Consider the following 18428-nt stretch of genomic DNA (forward strand, 5'->3'; position numbering starts at 1 on the left):
GTTTCAGCAATATGAAAACTTCACAGGACCGAAATCACACCCGATTCGCCCGCGCAATCGCCCCCAGCACTGCCGCGCTCGGCTTGGGCGTGCGGGCGAAGGTGACGGGATCATAGCTCGCCAGGCCGAACTTGGGCTTGTACCCAAAGATCCATTCGAAATTGTCGATCAGGCTCCAGTGGCAATAGCCCATGACGGGCACGCCGTCGTCGATCGCGGCTTTCAGATGGGTCAGTGCGGCGGGGATGAACGCGGCGCGGATGCTGTCGTCATCGGTGCCCACGCCATGTTCCGAGACCAGGATCGGTACGCCCGTGGCCGCATGGGCATAGCGCACCGCGCCGGCCAGCGACGGCGCCCATACTTCGCTGCCCGACCAGTTGCGCACCGCGTCCTGCGGCGCCGGCAGGCGGCCCTCGGCACCCCACAGCGCGCGTTCATAGTTCTGCACGCCGATGAAGTCGTCGCCCTTGGCCACGTCCAGCCAGGTGCCGTACATCTGCTGGCGGCGCATGTCGCGCTGCGAGCCCTTGCCCACCGCCTGATCGTCCATCATCGCCAGCGAAAAACCCACCGGCAGCTTGGGCGCCGCGGCCTTGATCGCCGCCTTGCCAGCCTTGTGCGCAGCCAGCAGCCCGCGCTGCAGATCGGGCAGGTCATCCTTGCCGGCCACGTTGGCGCAGAGGAAGCGCGGCACGCCCAGCCGCCTGGCGGCGGTTTCCAGCGTCAGCTTCTGGATGTCCCACAACTGGGGAGGGACATTGGCGTTCTGCAACAGCAGCAGGATGTTGGGCTCGTTGAACGTGATCGCGGCGTGGATGCGGTTCCCGAAATGGCGCGCGGCCTTATCGGCAAAGCGGGCGAACAGGTCGGCGCTTTCGGGATTCGCCCAGCCGCCTTGCGCGGAAAACCAGCGCGGCGCGGTGAAGTGGCTGAAGGTGACCACCGGCGCCAGCCCGCGCGCGCGGCAGCCATCGATGACGCGCGCATAGTGATCGAGCATGGCCTGCGAGAACAGGCCCTTTTCCGGCTCGATCCGCGCCCATTCGATGCCGAAGCGATAAGTGTTGAGCCCGATTGCCTTGGCCAGGTCGAGATCCTGTTCCCACAGCAGCAAGCTGTTGGCCGCATCGCCCGAAGGCGCGGCAAAGACCGTGGGCTGCTGGTTTTCGATGAACCACAGGTCGCTGGCGGTGTTGTTGCCCTCGATCTGGTGCGGCGCGGTGGAGGCGCCCCACAGGAAGCCCTGCGGGAACTGGGGTGAAGCGGCGGCGCCCTTGGCGGCCTTGGCACTCACCCGGCCCAGCGCAGGCGCGGAGGTGGCAGCCAGCGCAGCCGCGCTGGCCAGCACAGTACGACGATCAAGCATGGAAGAGCCTTTCAGGAAAACGAATTCAGGCGCAGGTTTCGCGCACGAAAGCCACGATCTCTTCGGCCAGGCGGCGATCGGCCGTGCCCAGGTGCATCGCCATCGAATAGTGGTTGTGTCCCGAGGCGATCTGCCCGCGCGGCATGGTGCCGTGGCGGGCCAGGCGGTCGGCCATCAACCCCAGGAATTCGGCCTGGAAGCGGGGCGGATCGAATTCGGCCGAAGCAACCAGCAGGGGCAGCGTGGTGGCGACCATCGCTTCGCGCGGGGCGCGTTCGGCATAGTCCGCCGCCGCGCCATAATAGAGCATGTCGCGCTCATCGAGCGGGGTGTGGCCATAGAGGCCCGAAAGCAGCACCGCGCCACGTATCGTCAGATCGGGCCGCAGCCGGATCGCGCCGGCCACGTGCACCGCCCCGGCCGAGGTGCCCATCAGCACGATGCGCTGCGGGTCACCGCCATGGTCGGCCGCATGGGCCACCAGCCAGTCGAGCGCGGCCAGCACGTCTTCCGATCCGGCCGGCCAGGTGTGGTCGGGCGCCAGGCGATAGTTGATCACCGCGCCGATCAGCCCGGCCTGCGCCGCCATGCGGCCCACCGCGGCATTGGGCCAGGTTTCGGGCGCGTCGCCACCCTTGTCGCCGCGCAGGAACCCGCCGCCATGGACGAAGACCAGCACCGGCTTGGGGGCGCCGTCTGCCGTGCCATAGAGATCGAGCCGATGCCGTTCGTGCGGGCCATAGGCCAGGTCCACCGCCGCGGCCGATACCGCGGCCGCCAGCGCCTGCTGCTCGGCATCGAACAGCGCCCGCACCCGGCCCAACAGATCGGGGGTGAGCGTGGTGCCCATGGCGGCAATGGCGGCGCGGATCGTTTCGAGGGGCATCGGGCTCTCCTTGGGGGCACAGGATAGCAGAAACACACGGCCGCCCTTCATGCCTTGCACGAAGGGCGGCCGTGCCGGATCAGAACTTGCCGTCGAGCGACAGGCCCACCGACCGGAACGATTGCGGGCCATAGATGGCGCCGATGTTGGCCGCGCCGCCAAACGGGAAGTCCGACTGGTAGAGCGAGGGTTCGTGCACGTCGAACAGATTGCGGGCAAAGACCGCGATGGTGAAGCGATCGTCTGCCGTGCGCAGGCCGATGCGGCCACCCACCGTCCAATGCGGGGCAAACGTGGTATCGGCCACCGAATTGGCTTCATAGCGCAGGCGCGATTTCCACACCGCATCGGCGGCCAGGAAGCCCTTGAGGTTTTCGCCCAGGTCACGCGCATATTCGCCCGAAACCGTGAACTTGTATTCGGGCGCATAGGCCAGCTGGGTGCCGCCGATGTTGGTGCCATCGGTGCCGACATAGCCGTTGGGATAAGTCGCCTTGGCCCAGATGAACCCGGTGTTGAGCGACAGGTCATGCGTGACCTTGCCGAACAGGTTGATTTCCGCCCCGCGCGACTTGACCCCGCTGATGTTGGTCTGGACGCACGAGATCACCGTGGTGGTGGCATTCACCGTGCACTGCTGCGCCTGGAAGTTCTGGATCTTCTGGTAGAACAGGTTGGCATCGAGCACCCAGCTGCGCAGCAGCGTGGTCTTGAAGCCCAGTTCGTACGACGTCGGGATTTCCGGCAGCACGACATAGGGATTGGCATCCGAAGGCGTGGCGATCTGCCCGCCCTTGAAGCCGCGCGCCACGGTGGCATAGGCCATCGTGCGCGGATCGATGTCATACTGGATGCCGCCCTTCCACGAAACCTTGCCGACATGCAGGCGCGTGGTCGATGCGATCGCGGTGGCGGTGTCGTTCTGCATCTGCAGCGACAGCACGTCGTCGGTATAGCGGCCGCCGGCGATCAGGCGCAGCTTGTCACTGGCATGGATCGTCATCTGGCCAAAGGCTGCCAGCGATTCATCGCTGACGCGATAGGCGTTGACCGGGCTCGACGGAATGGCGTTGCCGAACAGCAGGACGGTGGCACCTTCCTGGTCGCGATGCTGGATCTGGCGCGAATAGAACCCGCCCAGGGTATATTCCACGGTCTGGTTGGCCGGCGAGGAAATGCGCAGTTCCTGGGTGATCAGGTCGGTCGGCCGGTTGACATAGGAATTGTGCACGGTGACCGGCAGGGTATCGACGCGGAACACGTTGGTGGCCGCGCCATAGCCCTGCTCGTGCGTGCCGCGATAGGCGGTGATCGAGGTCAGCGTGAACGGCGCGAACTGGTAATCAAGCTGCAGCGAGGCGCCGCCGGTCTTGATCCGGTCGGTATACTGCTCGCTGGTGCAATAGTTGCGGTTGCCGTTTTCCGCCGTGATGCCGCAGGCTGCCAGGGCCGAACCGAGCGAGAGGGACTTCACGAAAGTGAAGAAGTTGCCGCCGTTGGTGGTGCGGGTATCGGCATAGTCGCCGATCACGTTGACCGTCAGCTTGTCGGTCGGTTCCCACAGCAGGCGGGCGCGGCCGCCCATGGTTTCGTTCTTGTCGTACTTGCCGGTGGACAGGTTGTAGTCCGGGCCCTGGCGCAAGTTGGCATAGCCGGCCACGCGGATCGCGGCGTTATCGGCGATCGGCACGTTGGCCACGCCCTGCACCACCTGGTTGCCCGACTTGGAACCGGCAAAGCCGGCGGCCGACAGTTCGCTGCGCACGCGCACCGAGACCTTGCCGAATTCGGGCTTGTTGGTGGTGATGTTGATCACCCCGGCCGAGGTCGTCAGGCCGAACAGCGTGCCCTGCGGACCTTTCAGCACTTCGATGCGGGCCACGTCGAACAGGTCGGAAATGTTGGCATTGCCCTGGCTGACCTGGTCGACCACCACGCCCACGGAAGCCACCGCACCGGCCGAGAAGGTCTGCGTACCGATGCCGCGAATGGCGCCGCCGCCGCCGGTGTTCTGCCCCGGGGCAGACTGGATTTCCAGGCTCGGCGCAATGCGGTTCAAGTCGTTGACGGTGTTGACCTGCTGGCGTTCCAGCTGGCCGGCATCGGCCACGGTGATCGAGATCGGCACTTCGGTGACTTTTTCGACGCGGCGCTGCGCGGTCACCACGATAGCGGCATCGGGGCTGCCGTCAGCGGCCTGCGGAGCGGTTGCGGCGCTCTGCGCGAGGGCCGGCGTCGCCATCACGGCCAGGGAAAGCCCGGTCAGCAGGGCGGTTTTATGGCGCGAATTCATGGTTGGTTCTCTCCCCAAAAGGCATGCATTTATCGGTCCGCGCCCGCCGTTATGCGGGCGCGGTGGCTGGGTTGGACAAAGGGTGGCGGATCAGATCTCGTCGATGACCGGGTTGGTCAGGGTGCCGATCACGCCCACGGAAATCTCGCAAACATCGCCGGCCTTCATGTAGAGCGGCGGCTTGCGCTTATCCCCCACGCCGCCCGGCGTGCCGGTAACGATCACGTCGCCGGGTTCGAGCGGGGTGAAAGTGCTGCAATATTCGATCACGAACGGGATATCCCAGATCATGTCGCTGATCGGCTGGTCCTGGACCAGTTCGCCGTTGAGGCGGGTCTGCACGCGCTGGCTGGCGAGGTCGTCGATCTCGTCGGCCAGGACCAGCGCCGGGCCGAACGCGCCGGTGGCGGGATAGTTCTTGCCCGGCGTGAACTGGATGTTGTGGCGCTGCCAATCACGCGCCGAACCATCGTTGAACACCGAAAAGCCGGCCACGTGGGCCATGGCATCGGCGCGCGCGATGCGGCGGCCGCCCTTGCCGATCACCACGGCAAGTTCGCCTTCGTAGTCGAACCGCTCGGTCTCGCGCGGGCGCACCAGCGGCTCGCCATCGGCGATCAGGGTATCGGCCCAGCGGGTGAAGATTGCCGGGAATTCCTTTTGCTCGCGGCCCGTCTCGGCCACGTGGGTGGCATAGTTGAGGCCCACGCACAGGATCTTGCCGGGATTGGGCACCACCGGCAGCAGGCGCACATCGGCCAGGGCAAAGGTGCCGGTGGCAGGCAGGGCGGCCAGGTCCTGGTCGGCCACGTCCTTGAGGTAGGCCGGCGCGCCCGCGGCGCCCAGATCGTGCACGGTATCGCCATCGAGACGGCCGAAGCTGGGCTGGCCATCGGGGCGGCGGAAGCTGATGAGACGGGTCATGATATTGGGATCACTCCGGAAAAATTCGGTTCAGGCCTTGGCAGGGGTGGCCGGGGCAGGGACGGCCGGCTGCCCATTTGGCTCCCACGTGCGGCGAAAGCGGAAGCGCTCTTCGGCCTGGCGCAGGCCAGCGAAGTCCTTGTCGGAAATGCCCCACTGGTCGATGCGGCCCGGTGGCCAGGTCCAATCGTCGGGTTCGCCCGCCTTGTAGTCTTCCGGCACCTTTTCCACCGCCGTGGAATATTCGATCACCGGCCCGAACGGCGCGATGTAATAGGCATAGACATTGGCGCCCGGCCCATGGCGGCCCGGCCCCCAGGCGGGGGCAAAGCCATGGTCGCGCATCCGCCCGATGCCGCGCATCACGGCATCAAGGTCTTCCATCTCGAACGCGATGTGGTTGAGGCTGGAAAAACCGGCGCGGGCAAAGGCGGTGGAATGGTGGCTGTCGTTGCAGCGCACGAAGACCATGCCCTTGGTGCGGTCAGACACGCGAAAGCCGAGCACCGCTTCGGCGGCCAGGCCCGAGGCTTCCGCATCGGCGGAATTGAACACCACGTGGGTGAGCTTCACCGGCAGGTCGCGGCCCACGATCGGTTCCACTTCCGTGGCATCCACCAGGAAACGCAGCAATTCGCCCTCGGGCAGTTCCACGATCACGCCAGCGCCGGCACCGGGATCAGCCGAAACCGTTTCGGTCAGCGGCCAGCCGTGCTGGGCCGCCTTGGCGCGAATGCCAGCCAGTTCCTGCGCAGTGCACACGAACGTCGTGTGGCGAACGAATTCCTCTTCCGCCTTCTCGAACGAGACGAGGTAGGGATACGTGCCCGAGCCGCGCAGGTAATGCGTATCGCCCCGCACCTCGCCCGGCGCCATGCCCCAGATATCGAGCATGAAGCGGGCGGCGCCGGCCGGATCGGGCAGGGCCAGTTCGATGCTGCGCAGTTTCATGGCTGGGTCTCCAGATTGAAGCCGGCGGCCCGCAGGCCCGCCAGGACACATTCCTCGTCGCAATCCCCGGTATCGCCACTGGCGCCAACCGCGCCCAGCACGCCACCATCGGCGCCGCGCACCAGCACGCCGCCGGGCGAAAAGGCGATTTTTCCATCGAGCGCGACGGTCACGCTTTGGAAGAACACCGGATTGCCGGCCGCGCGCTGCGCCAGCACGCGGGTATCGGCCTCCATCGCGACGGCGCCCGCCGCCTTGGCGCGGGCAATGTCGAGCCGGGCAAAGCTGGCGCCATCCTCGCGCGCAAAGGCAATGGGGTGGCCGCCGGTATCCACCACGATCACCGCCAGCGGCCTGGCCGCGCGGGCGCGGGCGCTGGCGAGCGTGGCGGCAACAACGGCCTGGGCCGCAGCAAGATCGAGCTTCGTGTTGCTCATACCGTCTCCATCGCCAGGCCCAGCGCACGGGCGCGAGCCTCGATCAGGTCGATCGCGGTGCCGCTCGCCGTGCCGAACACGCAGTGATCGGGGCGCAGCAGCACGGCATCGATTTCGTGCCGGTCCAGCCACGCCGTGACCGCGCCGCCGTCTTCCAACGACGCGGCCACCACGCGCGTGATGGCGGGAGAGGAACCCACCACGCTGTCATCGCGCACCAACAGGCGCCAGCCCTGCCCGGCCAGATCGTCGAGCTTGCGCCCGTCGGCCAGGATCGGCTGAATGAAACGCTCGCCCGCCGCGGGGCTGCCGGCCAGGATGATGCCGGCATCGATCGCGGGGATCAGGTCGTGCGCGGTCTCACCGGCCTTTTGCGCCGCGGCTTCGCGGATCGCGGCATCGCGCGCGGCGGCCTTGTCCAGGTCCAGCTCGCAGATATAGCGGCCGGCAGCCACCGCCGCGCCGATCACGCCGCGCACATGCGGATCGCGTTCGGGCTGGTAGGTTGCCAGGATCGCCGGATCGGCGCCCTGGTTGACGATCGCGTCCATCTTCCACGCCAGGTTGGCCACGTCGCGCAGGCCATGGCACATGCCCTGGCCAAAGAACGGCGGCGTCTGGTGTGCGGCATCACCGGCCAGGAACACGTTGCCGTCCTGCCAGCGCTCGGCCACCAGGCCGTGGAAGCGATAGGTGGCGGCGCGCACGATCTGGTGCGGCACGTCCTTCATCCAGGCGCCGACCAGTTCGCGCACCTTTTCGGGCTGCATCATCGCCTGGTCGTCTTCGCCAGGCAGCAGCATGAATTCCCAGCGGCGATGGTTGCCGCGCCCTGGCACCACCGTGGCCGGACGCGCCGGATCGCACATCATCACTGACAGGCGCTGCAGATCGGCATCGGCGGGAACCCCGGAAATGGCCGGGAACGTGACCGGCCCTTCCACTTGCGCATCCACGACCAGCCAGGGTTCCTCGAAATCGAGATCGTCGAGCGCGATGCCCAGCGCCTTGCGCACCGGGCTGCGCGCGCCATCGGTGGCGATCACCCAGCGGGCGGCGACGGTCTGCTCCGCGCCATTTTGGGTGAAGCGCACGGTCACGCCGTCATCGCCCTGGTCCAGCGTGGTGAACGCGGCGCCCAGGCGCAGGTCGATCGCACCATTGTCGGCAAAGGCGGCGCGCAAGTGCGCTTCCAGCTCGGGCTGGTAGAAGAAGTAGTCGTTGGACCAGCCGAACGGCTTGGGCTTGCCCACCGTGCCCATGTAGCGGATCACGCCGTGATCGGCGCCCACGTGCAGGTGCCCGTCGGTGGCCACCATATCGGGCGCCACGCGATCGAGCACGCCGGCGGTCTGGAACAGGCGCATCATCTCGTGATCGAGATGCACCGCGCGCGGCAAGGGATAGTGCTCAAGCTCCTTTTCCAGCACCACCACCGACAGCCCGGCGCGGCCCAGCAGATTTGCAGCGAGTGCCCCCACCGGCCCACAGCCGATCACCGCCACATCGAAACGCTCGCTCATTTATGCGGCCTCGGCATCGGCAGGCGCCTTGTACAGCGCGCCGCCCTTCATGATCATCGCCAGCCGCGCGGCATCCTGCAGGATCGCCACGTCCTGGGTGGGATCGCCATCCACCAGCAACAGATCGGCGAGGAAGCCCTCACGCACCTGCCCCACGTCGAGCCCCATCAGTTCGCCACCCAGGCGCGTGGCCGCCACCAGCGCCTCGGCCGGGGTGTAGCCATAGTATTCCACGAAATGCGCCAGATCGCGGGCATTGCGGCCGTTGGGATTGAACGGGAAGCCATAGTCGCCACCGATCAGCACCTTGACACCGGCCGCCTTGAGCGCGGGCACCAGCACCTTTTCATGCTCCAGCCGCTCGGCCGCGCTCGCTTTCATCGCGCTCATGTCCACGTGCGGCGGCGGACTGGCTTCGAGAGCGCCCACCGAGACACCGGGACCAGGCGCATAGAACGTGGCGTCCTTGGCCGCGATCATCCGCGCGATGGTGGCTTCGTCGGCATAAGAGGCGTGATAGATCACGCGCGCCCCGGCATCGAGCGCCAGGCCGATGGCTTCGGGATAATAGGCATGGGCCGCGATCCACAGGCCCGCTTCGCGGCAGGCTTCGCCCGCGGCGGCCATTTCCTCGTGCGTGTACAGCACATGCTGCGCCGTGCCGGGCTTGAGCGCATCCTCGCCCGAGACCACCAGCTTGATCGACTTGACGCCCTGCTGCGCGCAATAAGCCACGAAGGCGCGCATCGCCTCGGGGCCGCGGCCGTTGAACACGTTGCCGGTGTCCACGCCTTCGTCGCCTTCGGGGCTGCGCTCGATGGTGGAAGGAACATAGCGCGGGCCGGGGGTTTCGCCCGCGGCAATTGCGGCGGCCAGGTCCGGTTCGATTCCGTCGACCAGCGCGCCGGCCGAATAGAGGCTGGTGAAGCCCTGGTCGAGCAGCACCCGCGCATTGCGCCAGGCGGCCACTTTCAATTCTTCGGGCGGCAGGATGAACTGGTGGTAGATCTTTTCGATCGACGAAGCCCAGGTCAGGTGGGTGTGCGCATCGACCATGCCGGGCATCAGCGTGCGACCGGCACCCTCGATGCGGTGATCGTGGCTTTCGCCGTCGAGGCCGTCGGCCTGGGCGGCCACGCGCACGATGCGCTCGCCATCCACCAGCACGCTGCCGGCAAAGGAAGCGCTGCCGCTTCCGTCGAAAATCCTGACATCGCGGATAAGGGTCCGCATCTTTCGCTCTCCCGCGCTACCACGGCCCTTGGATATGGGGCTGCGTTGCCGGTGCCTTTTCGCGCAAGATGCCTATCGAACCAAAATATTATCTCTCTATCATGCTATAGGCTGGGACTATAGCGTATCGCCAGGACATCGAGCAGGGCCTGCGCCGCCATCGAGGGCGGCTCGTCGCTGCGCAGGCGCACGCCGATGCTGCGCTGGAACGCCGCCTCGCGCAGTTCGATGCCGCGCAGCACGCCGATGGACAGTTCCGATGCCGCCACCTGGCGCGGCAGGATGGTGATCCGGTCGCTCATCCGCACGATCGCCTTGGTGGTGAGCAGCGAATCGCAGCGCACGGCATTGGCCGGTACCGGGGTCTGCGCGGCAATGAACAGGGCATCGACCTGGCGGCGGAACGCGCCCTGCGCCTCGGGCAAGACCCAAGGCAGGCCGGCCACGTCGCGCAGCGAAACCGCCGAAGGCAGGCTGTCATGGCGCCGGCCCACGATCAACGCAAACGGATCGCGGGCAAAGGTGCGCTCGGCAATGTCGGGCGGCGGCACTTCCATTTCGGTGGTGACAAAGGCCAGGTCGATCTGGCGCTGGCGCAGCAGGTCCACCAGCACGCTATCCGGCCGCTCCACCACGCTGAGCGCGCAAGGCCCGATCCGCGCTTCCAACCGGCCCATCACGAAAGGCAGCAGGCTGACCAGCGCGCCGGGCGTGCCACCGATGCGCAAGGGCCCGGCAAGGCCGCGCGCCAGGTTGTCCAGTTCCTCCTGCGCGCCCAGCAGGACATGGTGCATCGCCTCGGCCCGCTCGGCCAGGACCGTGCCCTGCGCGGTGGGCCGCACGCCAGTCTGGTGGCGCTCGAACAATTGCACGCCCAGCCGCGCCTCCAGCTGCGCGATCGCCGCAGAAACCGAAGGCTGCGCGATATTGAGCGCGCGCGCCGCGGCCGAGATCGAGCCTTCGCGGCAGACGGTGCGAAACGTGAGCAAGGCACGCGGATCGATGCTGGGGCGCTTGTCCATAGCGCCAAGCTATGGGCGCCGTCACGCATGTGGGCAAGCGTTTGCGCGGAACCGCCAGCGGAACCCGGATGACGCCCAGGGTGACAATGCCTGTGCCATGCACACGGGGATTGCTGCCCGACAGCACAAGGCGCGGTGGCGGATGGACAAATCTGCAGGAAAAGCAAACTGGAGCGGGCGAAGGGATTCGAACCCTCGACCCCAACCTTGGCAAGGTTGTGCTCTACCCCTGAGCTACGCCCGCTCGGCGTTTGCGCGGGCCGGGTAACGGCCGTGCAAGGTTCTGAAAACTGGAGCGGGCGAAGGGATTCGAACCCTCGACCCCAACCTTGGCAAGGTTGTGCTCTACCCCTGAGCTACGCCCGCTCTGGCGTTTTCAGTGGGGGGCCACAAGGGCCGTCCCGCTGGGGTGAGGCGGGCCAATAACGGGGGATCGGGGGCGGTGCAACAGCAAAGTTGCATTTTTCCCGCAAAACCGGGCGCTGTGCCTAAGCGCCTGTGGATGCAGCTGTGGATGGCCGGCCCCGGCAGACAAAACCTTGGGCGGATTCGCCCTGCCCGCCTTGCTGCCCCTTGCCGAACCGGGTGGCTTTCCCACATGGTGAGGGCAAGACGGGCCGGCGCGGCCCGTACCCGGACCGATTTGAAGTGGAGACGTGTAGTGGCAAGCCTGGGCCTCAACCTTGACGAACAAAAGGCGGTGGACCGCTTCCGCAAGGCTGTTGTCGAACCCTCGATGACCAAGCTCGTCATCCTCGATTTCTGGGCGGAATGGTGCGGCCCGTGCAAGGCGCTGACGCCGGTGCTGGAAAAGGTGGTGGCCGAATACGCCGACAAGGGCGTGGTGCTGGCCAAAGTCAACGTGGACGAGGAACAGTTCATCGCCGCGCAGTTCCAGGTGCGCTCCATCCCCACGGTCTATGCCATGTTCCAGGGCCAGCCCGTGGCCGACCTGACCCCGGCGCGCAGCGAATCGCAATTGAAGCAGTATCTTGATCAGATCCTGTCGCAGTTGCCGATCCAGCCCGGTGCCCTGGGCGAGGAAGGGCCGCAGGACGTGGCGCCGCTGCTGGCCATGGGCGAGGAAATCCTGGGCGAAGGCGATGGCGAACGTGCTGCGGCGATCTTTGCCCAGATCGTGGAAATCGCCCCCGACAATGCCGCTGCCCATGCCGGCCTGATCCGTGCCCTGCTGCTGGCCGGGCACAAGGACGAGGCCGAACAGGTGCTTGCCGCGCTCGATCCCAAGCTGGCGGCCGACCACGCGCTGGACCAGGCGCGCGCCGCGCTGGCCCTGGCCGAAGACGCGCCCGAGGAAGGCGAGCTGGCGGCGCTGCGCGCGGCCGTGGCCGCCGCGCCCGAAGACATGGACGCCCAGCTGGCGCTGGCCAACGGCCTGTTCGCCGCCGGCGACCGCGATGGCGCCGCCGATACCCTGCTGGCCATGGTGGCCACCGATCGCGCCTGGAACGAAGGCGCGGCCCGCGCCCGCCTGCTGCAGATCTTCGAGGCGATCGGCCTGGAAGATCCGTGGGTGGCGCGCACGCGGCGCAAGCTTTCCACCGTGCTGTTCGGGTGATGGCGATGGGCGGCGCGATCGGCACGGTCAGGCTTTCGATCTTTCCACTTTCGGGCGCGCTGCTCTTTCCCGGCCTGCAACTGCCGCTGCACATTTTCGAGCCACGCTATCGCGCCATGGTGTCCGACGCGCTGGCGCGTGACCGGCGCATCGCCATGATCCAGCCCCAGGCCCCCGAAGAGGGCGCCGCCCTGTTCCAGGTGGGCTGCGTGGGCAAGATCGAGGACGTCGAGGCGCTGGAGGACGGGCGCTACAACATCGTGCTTTCGGGCATCGCCCGCTTTCGCGTGCTGCGCGAACTGGAAGCCAAGACGCCGTTCCGCCAGGTGGAGGCCGAACTGCTGCCCGACGATCTGGACGAAGCCCTGAGCGCGGTGGAACGCGCCGGGTTCGAACGCGAGGCGCGCACCTTTGCCGAGGCGCAGGGCTATGCCGTGGACTGGGATTCGGTGGCGCGGCTGGACGACCAATCGCTGATCAACGGCGTATCGCAGATCGCCCCGTTCGACGTGGCCGCCAAGCAGGCCCTGCTCGAAGCGCCAAACCTTGCCACGCGCTGCGAATTGCTGATCCAGCTGATGCAGTTCTTTGGCCGGCGCGATACCGATGACGGGGCAGTGACGCTGCAATAGAGCGCTGGGCGACGAAACCTCGGCCGAGCCTGTCTAAACCCCAGCACAACCCCGCGCAGGTTCAGCCTGCGCAGGCCTGGCAGCGGCCGCGGATTTCCACCACCGGGCGCACGTCGGCAAAGCCGGCATGGCGCGCAGCCTCGCGCAGGTGGCCCGTCAGGCTGTCGTTGTCGATATGGGTCACCTGGCCGCACACGTCGCAGATCAGGAAGATGCAGTCGTGCCGGCAGCCGGGATGGGTGTTGGCGACATAGGCATTGGCGCTTTCCACCCGGCGCGCCAGGTTGGTGCGCACGAACAGGTCGAGAATGCGATAGACGCTGTTGGCGGCCACGCGCTTGCCCCGGCGCTGCCCCACGCTTTCGGCGATGTCATAGGCAGACGCCGGGCGTTCCTGCGCGGCCAGCGCGCTGAACACGTCGGCACGCATGTCGGTCCACTGTTCGCCCGAAACGGTCAGCGCTTCGCGCGCGGCGGATACCAGCCCTTCGCCGGCATAATCGTGATGATGGTGGCCACCCATGGACACCAGATAAGCATTGCCGGCGGCCGTTGCAAATCAGTGCTGCGTGAAATCGGGCTTCCACCACTGGGGGAACGTGCGATGCAGCGCATCGACGCGGGCCACGTCCCAGCGCAGGATATAGGGATGGCGCGGGTTGCGCAGCGCAAAGTCCTGGTGTTCCTCGGGGCCGGGGTAGAAACCGCGCCACGGCTCGATCCGCGTCACGATCGGCCGTTTCCACAGCTTGAGCGCCTTGAGCTGGGCGACATAGGCGCGCGCGACGCGGGCCTGTTCGGGCCCGATCGGCACCAGCGCGTTGCGGTATTGCGGGCCCACGTCGGGTTCCTGGCGATCCAGCTGGGTGGGATCGCTCGCCACCCCGAAGAAGACCTGGAGCAGTTGGTCATAGCGGATGCGCGCCGGATCATAAGTCACGCGGATCGATTCGGCGTGGCCGGTGGTGCCGGTGCTGACGGTCTCGTAATCGGCATCGGCAGCGCGGCCGCCTTCAAAGCCGGAAACCACGCTGGTCACGCCGGTAAGATGGCTGAACACAGCCTCCATGCCCCAATAGCAGCCGCCGGCGAACACCGCGGTCTTGGTACCGGGCGCTTCATGCGCGGGGATGATCGCGGCGGGCGCCTTGACCGGCGCATCGGCATGCGCGGGCTGAAGGCAGGCTGCCAGGGCGGTGGTCAATGCCGCCCCCAACAGGCGCAGGGAGCGGCGCGCCATCACTGGTCAGACCCCACGGTGGGCGCAGCCGAGGCGGCAGCCACGGGCGCAAAGACATGGGCCTCGTTGAACACCGTCACGCCCATGGCCACGGCGCCGATCGCGAAGCCGACCAGGAGCGAGCGGAAAAAATCCTTACGAAACAAGCCCATTTAGATAATCCGGTTATAATCAGTTGCAAAACGCTACTTAGCACGAAAGCGTAGCGCGCCCTAGTCCCAGACCCTCTCTCACACCCGCTTCCATCGGCGAGCTGTGCATATTGTTCGACGAACGACAAATTCAGGCGCGCAGCGTCACCCATACCGGCGCATGGTCGCTGGCCTTTTCCCGCCCACGATGGGCCTTGTCCACGCCCGCGCCGGCCAGTCGGTCCGCCAGTTCGGGGGACAGCAGCGCGTGATCGATGCGAAAGCCGTGGTCGCGCTGCCAGGCGCCGGCCTGGTAATCCCAGAACGTCCACAGCCCGCCCTGCGGATGGTGCAGGCCGATGGCGTCGGTCCAGCCGGCGGCGAGCAGGCGGTTATAGGCATCGCGCGATTCGGGCTGCATCAGCGCATCGCTGGCCATCGCGCGCGTGTCCCAGATATCGTTGTCGCGCGGGATCACGTTGTAATCCCCCAGGATCGCCGCGGGCACTTCCTCGGCCCAGATCTGGCCCATGCGGGCGTGCAGCCGGTCCATCCAGCGCAGCTTGTAATCGAACTTGGGCCCAGGCTGCGGATTGCCGTTGGGCAGGTAGATGCACACCACGCGCAGGCCGAAGACATCGGCTTCGAGATAGCGGGAATGCTCGTCCTCGGGCTCTCCGGCCAGGCCGCGCTGCACTTCGACCGGCTTTTCACCATCGGCGAGGATGGCCACGCCGTTGAACCCCTTCTGCCCGTGCCAGATGGCGTGATAGCCGATCTTCTCGAACTCTTCGGCGGGGAAGCCTTCGTCCTGCGTCTTGATTTCCTGCAGGCAGGCCACGCTGGGCCGGGTTTCGGCCAGCCATTCCAGCAGGCGCGGCAGGCGCGCCTTGATGCCGTTGATATTGAAGCTGGCCAGCTTCAGCGGTGCACCGCTCACACCGAGAAACTCGCGCCGCAGCCACAGCCCGATGCCGCATTGGGATTGGTCACGCGGAACGCGGCGCCGCCCAGCGATTCGACGTAGTCGACCGTCGCGCCACCGACCAGGTCGAGGCTGACGGTATCGACCACCAGTTGCACGCCGTCGGTTTCGACCACCACGTCGTCTTCCTCCACGCCCTCGGCCAGGCCGAAGCGATACTGGAAGCCGGAACAGCCGCCCCCCTCCACCGCCAGCCGCAGGATCGCAGGCCTTGCCTGCTTGGCCGCGATCGTGGCCACGCGCGCGGCGGCCGAGGGGGCCAGGGTGATGGGTGACGGGATGATCGGGGGCTGGCTCATGTCATGGCAGATAGGCGCGCCGCCCCTGCCGCTCAAGGGCCAGCGAAAAGATCAGGCGTGGACACTGCCCGCCCGAAGCCGGTAGCACGGCGGCCATGACCACGCCGATGCCTCCCAGCTTTCACCCCGGCCCGCACGGATTGCGCCTGGCCACCCGCTTCGTGCCCGGGACCGGGCCAGCTCTGGTGTTCCTGCCGGGCTATATGTCGGACATGGCCGGCGGCAAGGCGCAGGCGGTGCTCGATTGGGCCGTGGCGCAGGGGCGCCCGTGCCTGCTGCTCGATTATTCCGGCTGCGGCCTTTCGGAAGGGGACTTTGCCCAAGGCACGCTGGGCCGCTGGCGCGACGAGGTGGTGGCGCTGGTCGCCGCGCATGGCCTGGATCGCGTGGTGCTGATCGGGTCGAGCATGGGCGGCTGGCTGATGCTGCTGGTAGCCCGCGCGCTGAGCGACAAGGCGCAGGCGCTGGTGGGCCTGGCCGCTGCGCCCGATTTCACCAGCTGGGGCTACTCGGCCGCGCAGCAGGCGGCGCTGGCAGCGGGCGAAACGATATTCGAAGACAATCCCTATGGCCCCGAACCGACGCCCACCCACGCGGCGTTCTGGGCCGATGGGCAGGCACAATTGCAATTGAACGATACCGTTCCATTCGATGGCCCCGTGCGGCTGATCCACGGGCAGGCCGATCCCGATGTGCCGTGGGACATCTCGATCAGGCTGGCCGCCGCGCTGCGTTCAGCCGATGTGCAGGTGCACCTGATCAAGGACGGCGACCATCGCCTGTCGCGCCCGCAGGACATTGCCGTGCTGCTGGCCACGCTGAACAGCCTTTTGACCGAATAGAGCCCCCATGCTGCTGGCCGCTGCCCTTCTCGCTTCGTCGCTTTCTCCCGTCTGGCACCAGATCGGGCCCAATCCCCGGCCGATGGAATTCGGCGCGCTGCCCACCCCCGGCCGGCGCAAGGCGGCACAGGCAGACGATGGCCCGCCGCCCGAAAAACACGATCGGCTGGCCGATTGCCTGACCGTGGGGCGCAGCAACCCCGACCTGGCGATCAGCCTGGCGCGGCATTGGCTCGATGAAGTGAAGCTGGCGTCAGAGCGGGTGCGCGCCAACCAGTGCCTGGGCATGATGCTAAGCCAGCAAGGCGATTTCGAAGGCGCGCAGGCGGCCTTTGGCGAAGCGGTGGGCCTCATCCCCGAAGCGCAGGCGGTGGGCGCCGTGCCGCTGATGGCCATGGCCGGCAATGCCGCGCTGGCCGCCGGCAAGCCGCAGGACGCATTGACCTGGCTGAATCGCGCGCTGGTGGTGCGCGGCTTTGCCGACAACCTGGCGCTTTCGGCGATCCAGAACGACCGCGCCCGCGCGCTGGTGGCGCTGAACCGCAATGCCGATGCCGCCACCGCCCTTGCCAGATCGCACGAACTGGCGCCCCAGAACGCCGAGGGCTGGTTGCTGTCCGCCACGCTGCACCGCCGGGACAAAGACCTGGTGGCCGCCCAGCACGATATCGAGGAAGCCGCCCGCCTGGCCCCACGCGATCCTGCCGTGGGCGTGGAAGCCGGGGTGATCGCCATGCTGGGCAATCGCGAGGATGCGGCACGGCAATCGTGGCAATCGGTGGTGGCCATGGCCCCGGCGAGCGACGAAGCGCGCGTGGCGCGCGGATACCTTGAACAGATCGGCGCGGCCCCCACATCCATTCCTGCTCCCCCCGATCCGGGCCAGGATAAGGAAATCACGCGATGAAACTGTCCGTTCTCGATCTGGTGCCGGTGATCGAGGGCGGCACCCTGCCCCAAGCCATGGCCGATGCCGCACTGCTGGCCAAGGCTGCCGAAGAGGCCGGCTACAACCGCTATTGGGTGGCAGAGCACCATGGCATGCCCGGCATCGCCGGCGCGGCGGTTTCGGTCGTGCTTGCCCATGTGGGGCACCACACCCGGACCATTCGCCTGGGCGCAGGCGGGATCATGCTGCCCAACCACAACCCGCTGGTGATTGCCGAACAGTTCGGCGCGCTCGACGCGCTCTATCCCGGCCGGATCGACCTGGGCCTGGGCCGTGCGCCGGGCGCGGACCAGCGCATCGTGCGCGCCCTGCGCAAGGACGTGAACCGCGCGGCCGAGGATTTCCCGGCCGACGTGGTGGAATTGCAGGCGCAATTTGCCGGCGACCCGCGCCTGCCGCTGGCCGCCACGCCCGGCCACGGCGCCAACGTGGACTTGTGGATCCTGGGCTCCAGCCTGTTCGGCGCGCAACTGGCCGCGATGCTGGGCCTGCCTTATGCCTTTGCCAGCCATTTCGCGCCCGATCACCTCGATGGCGCGCTGAAACTCTATCGCGAGCGATTCCAGCCTTCGGCCACGCTCGACCAGCCCTATGTGATGGCGGCGATCAATGTGCTGTGCGCCCCCAGCGACGAGGAAGCGCAGTTCCTGGCGAGCAGCCAGGACCAATCGTTCGTGCGCCTGCGCAGCGGCGATCCGGGGCGCCTGCCGCCGCCGATCGAAGGCTATCGCGAAACGCTGGCCGCGCCGCAGCGGGCCACGCTCGATCATTTCCGCCAGGTCAGCGCAATCGGCAGCCCGGCCACCGTGCGCGCGGGGCTCGAAGCGTTCCAGCATCGCACCGGCGCGGACGAACTGATCGTGGCCGGCGCGACTTTCGATCCGGCCTTGCGCCGGCGCTCGCTCGCGCTCACCATGGATGCGTTGGTGCCCTTAGGCGCAAACACGTAAGCGGCTGATGAGGCCGATGGTGATGGTTTCGTGCCATCACCGCGTGTCCACCCCCGCGCGGCGGTTTGCAATTCAGGTTTCATTCGTTACCACCATACCCAACGCTGAAGACATCGGCGACAACGGCACCAACGATAACGACACGGCGGGCATGATAACCCGACCCGCCCGGGAATGCAGGAA

19 protein-coding genes and 2 tRNA genes are annotated in these 18428 nt (G+C 67.1%); 5 read left to right on the forward strand and 16 right to left on the reverse strand.

The window, feature by feature from the left end:
- Positions 1 to 34 precede the first annotated feature (34 nt).
- From FHT19_RS14210 to FHT19_RS14260, 11 genes are all read right to left on the reverse strand, one after another.
- Positions 35 to 1369: a family 1 glycosylhydrolase gene (locus FHT19_RS14210; RefSeq protein ID WP_169475647.1), complete on the reverse strand. Its 1335-nt coding sequence runs from the start codon at positions 1367 to 1369 to the stop codon at positions 35 to 37.
- A gap of 25 nt (positions 1370 to 1394) precedes the next feature.
- The gene (locus FHT19_RS14215; RefSeq protein WP_169475648.1) at positions 1395 to 2255 is read right to left on the reverse strand and encodes an alpha/beta hydrolase; all 861 of its coding nucleotides are present in this window, start codon (positions 2253 to 2255) and stop codon (positions 1395 to 1397) included.
- Positions 2256 to 2334: 79 nt separating this feature from the next.
- Positions 2335 to 4548 carry a TonB-dependent receptor gene (locus FHT19_RS14220; protein WP_169475649.1) on the reverse strand — a complete coding sequence of 738 codons (2214 nt, stop codon included), beginning with the start codon at positions 4546 to 4548 and terminating at the stop codon, positions 2335 to 2337.
- Positions 4549 to 4638: 90 nt separating this feature from the next.
- Positions 4639 to 5472 (reverse strand): fumarylacetoacetate hydrolase family protein, encoded by an 834-nt coding sequence (locus FHT19_RS14225; protein ID WP_168555804.1) that lies wholly within the window; start codon positions 5470 to 5472, stop codon positions 4639 to 4641.
- Positions 5473 to 5502: 30 nt separating this feature from the next.
- Positions 5503 to 6423 (reverse strand): VOC family protein, encoded by a 921-nt coding sequence (locus tag FHT19_RS14230; RefSeq protein WP_169475650.1) that lies wholly within the window; start codon positions 6421 to 6423, stop codon positions 5503 to 5505.
- Entirely contained in the window at positions 6420 to 6860 is a 441-nt protein-coding gene (locus FHT19_RS14235; protein ID WP_169475651.1) for a heme-binding protein, read from the reverse strand. The genes FHT19_RS14230 and FHT19_RS14235 overlap by 4 nt, the downstream gene beginning before the upstream one ends.
- Complete coding sequence (locus FHT19_RS14240; protein WP_169475652.1) at positions 6857 to 8383, reverse strand: bifunctional 3-(3-hydroxy-phenyl)propionate/3-hydroxycinnamic acid hydroxylase; 1527 nt, start codon at positions 8381 to 8383, stop codon at positions 6857 to 6859. Before FHT19_RS14240 ends, FHT19_RS14235 begins: the two co-directional genes overlap by 4 nt.
- On the reverse strand, positions 8384 to 9616 hold the full coding sequence (locus FHT19_RS14245; protein ID WP_169475653.1) for an amidohydrolase family protein: 1233 nt from the start codon (positions 9614 to 9616) through the stop codon (positions 8384 to 8386).
- A gap of 104 nt (positions 9617 to 9720) precedes the next feature.
- Complete coding sequence (locus FHT19_RS14250) at positions 9721 to 10638, reverse strand: LysR family transcriptional regulator (RefSeq protein ID WP_168555800.1); 918 nt, start codon at positions 10636 to 10638, stop codon at positions 9721 to 9723.
- A gap of 169 nt (positions 10639 to 10807) precedes the next feature.
- Positions 10808 to 10882 (reverse strand) — tRNA-Gly (locus FHT19_RS14255).
- A gap of 47 nt (positions 10883 to 10929) precedes the next feature.
- Positions 10930 to 11004 (reverse strand) — tRNA-Gly (locus tag FHT19_RS14260).
- A gap of 295 nt (positions 11005 to 11299) precedes the next feature.
- Here FHT19_RS14260 and FHT19_RS14265 point away from each other — a divergent pair.
- A complete protein-coding gene (locus FHT19_RS14265) occupies positions 11300 to 12217 on the forward strand; it encodes a tetratricopeptide repeat protein (RefSeq protein ID WP_248290475.1) in 918 nt (305 codons plus the stop codon).
- A 5-nt stretch (positions 12218 to 12222) separates the two neighbouring features.
- On the forward strand, positions 12223 to 12849 hold the full coding sequence (locus FHT19_RS14270) for an LON peptidase substrate-binding domain-containing protein (RefSeq protein WP_168556088.1): 627 nt from the start codon (positions 12223 to 12225) through the stop codon (positions 12847 to 12849).
- A 61-nt stretch (positions 12850 to 12910) separates the two neighbouring features.
- Here the strand turns inward: FHT19_RS14270 and FHT19_RS14275 are convergent, their stop codons facing one another.
- The 5 genes from FHT19_RS14275 to erpA form a co-directional block, all read right to left on the reverse strand.
- The gene (locus FHT19_RS14275) at positions 12911 to 13372 is read right to left on the reverse strand and encodes a transcriptional repressor (RefSeq protein WP_168556087.1); all 462 of its coding nucleotides are present in this window, start codon (positions 13370 to 13372) and stop codon (positions 12911 to 12913) included.
- Between the two features lie 36 nt (positions 13373 to 13408).
- Positions 13409 to 14089: a peptide-methionine (S)-S-oxide reductase MsrA gene (msrA, locus tag FHT19_RS14280; protein WP_168555798.1), complete on the reverse strand. Its 681-nt coding sequence runs from the start codon at positions 14087 to 14089 to the stop codon at positions 13409 to 13411.
- Positions 14089 to 14241: a hypothetical protein gene (locus tag FHT19_RS14285; protein WP_168555797.1), complete on the reverse strand. Its 153-nt coding sequence runs from the start codon at positions 14239 to 14241 to the stop codon at positions 14089 to 14091. Before FHT19_RS14285 ends, msrA begins: the two co-directional genes overlap by 1 nt.
- 130 nt (positions 14242 to 14371) lie before the next feature.
- Positions 14372 to 15145, reverse strand: a complete 774-nt coding sequence (xth, locus tag FHT19_RS14290; protein WP_169475808.1) for an exodeoxyribonuclease III — start codon at positions 15143 to 15145, stop codon at positions 14372 to 14374.
- A gap of 11 nt (positions 15146 to 15156) precedes the next feature.
- On the reverse strand, positions 15157 to 15504 hold the full coding sequence (gene erpA, locus FHT19_RS14295) for an iron-sulfur cluster insertion protein ErpA (RefSeq protein WP_168555796.1): 348 nt from the start codon (positions 15502 to 15504) through the stop codon (positions 15157 to 15159).
- A gap of 95 nt (positions 15505 to 15599) precedes the next feature.
- Here erpA and FHT19_RS14300 point away from each other — a divergent pair, with 95 nt between their 5' ends.
- Genes FHT19_RS14300 through FHT19_RS14310 form a run of 3 tightly spaced genes read left to right on the forward strand, consistent with a single transcriptional unit; the run spans position 15600 to position 18245 of the window.
- Positions 15600 to 16346, forward strand: coding sequence for an alpha/beta hydrolase (locus FHT19_RS14300; protein ID WP_169475655.1), 747 nt, complete (start codon positions 15600 to 15602; stop codon positions 16344 to 16346).
- Positions 16347 to 16353: 7 nt separating this feature from the next.
- Entirely contained in the window at positions 16354 to 17253 is a 900-nt protein-coding gene (locus tag FHT19_RS14305) for a hypothetical protein (RefSeq protein WP_168555794.1), read from the forward strand.
- Positions 17250 to 18245, forward strand: a complete 996-nt coding sequence (locus FHT19_RS14310) for an LLM class flavin-dependent oxidoreductase (RefSeq protein WP_169475656.1) — start codon at positions 17250 to 17252, stop codon at positions 18243 to 18245. Before FHT19_RS14305 ends, FHT19_RS14310 begins: the two co-directional genes overlap by 4 nt.
- The last annotated feature ends 183 nt before the right edge of the window (positions 18246 to 18428 follow it).

The sequence above is a fragment of the Novosphingobium sp. SG919 genome (assembly GCF_012932495.1).
Taxonomy (GTDB): Bacteria; Pseudomonadota; Alphaproteobacteria; order Sphingomonadales; family Sphingomonadaceae; genus Novosphingobium; species Novosphingobium rhizosphaerae.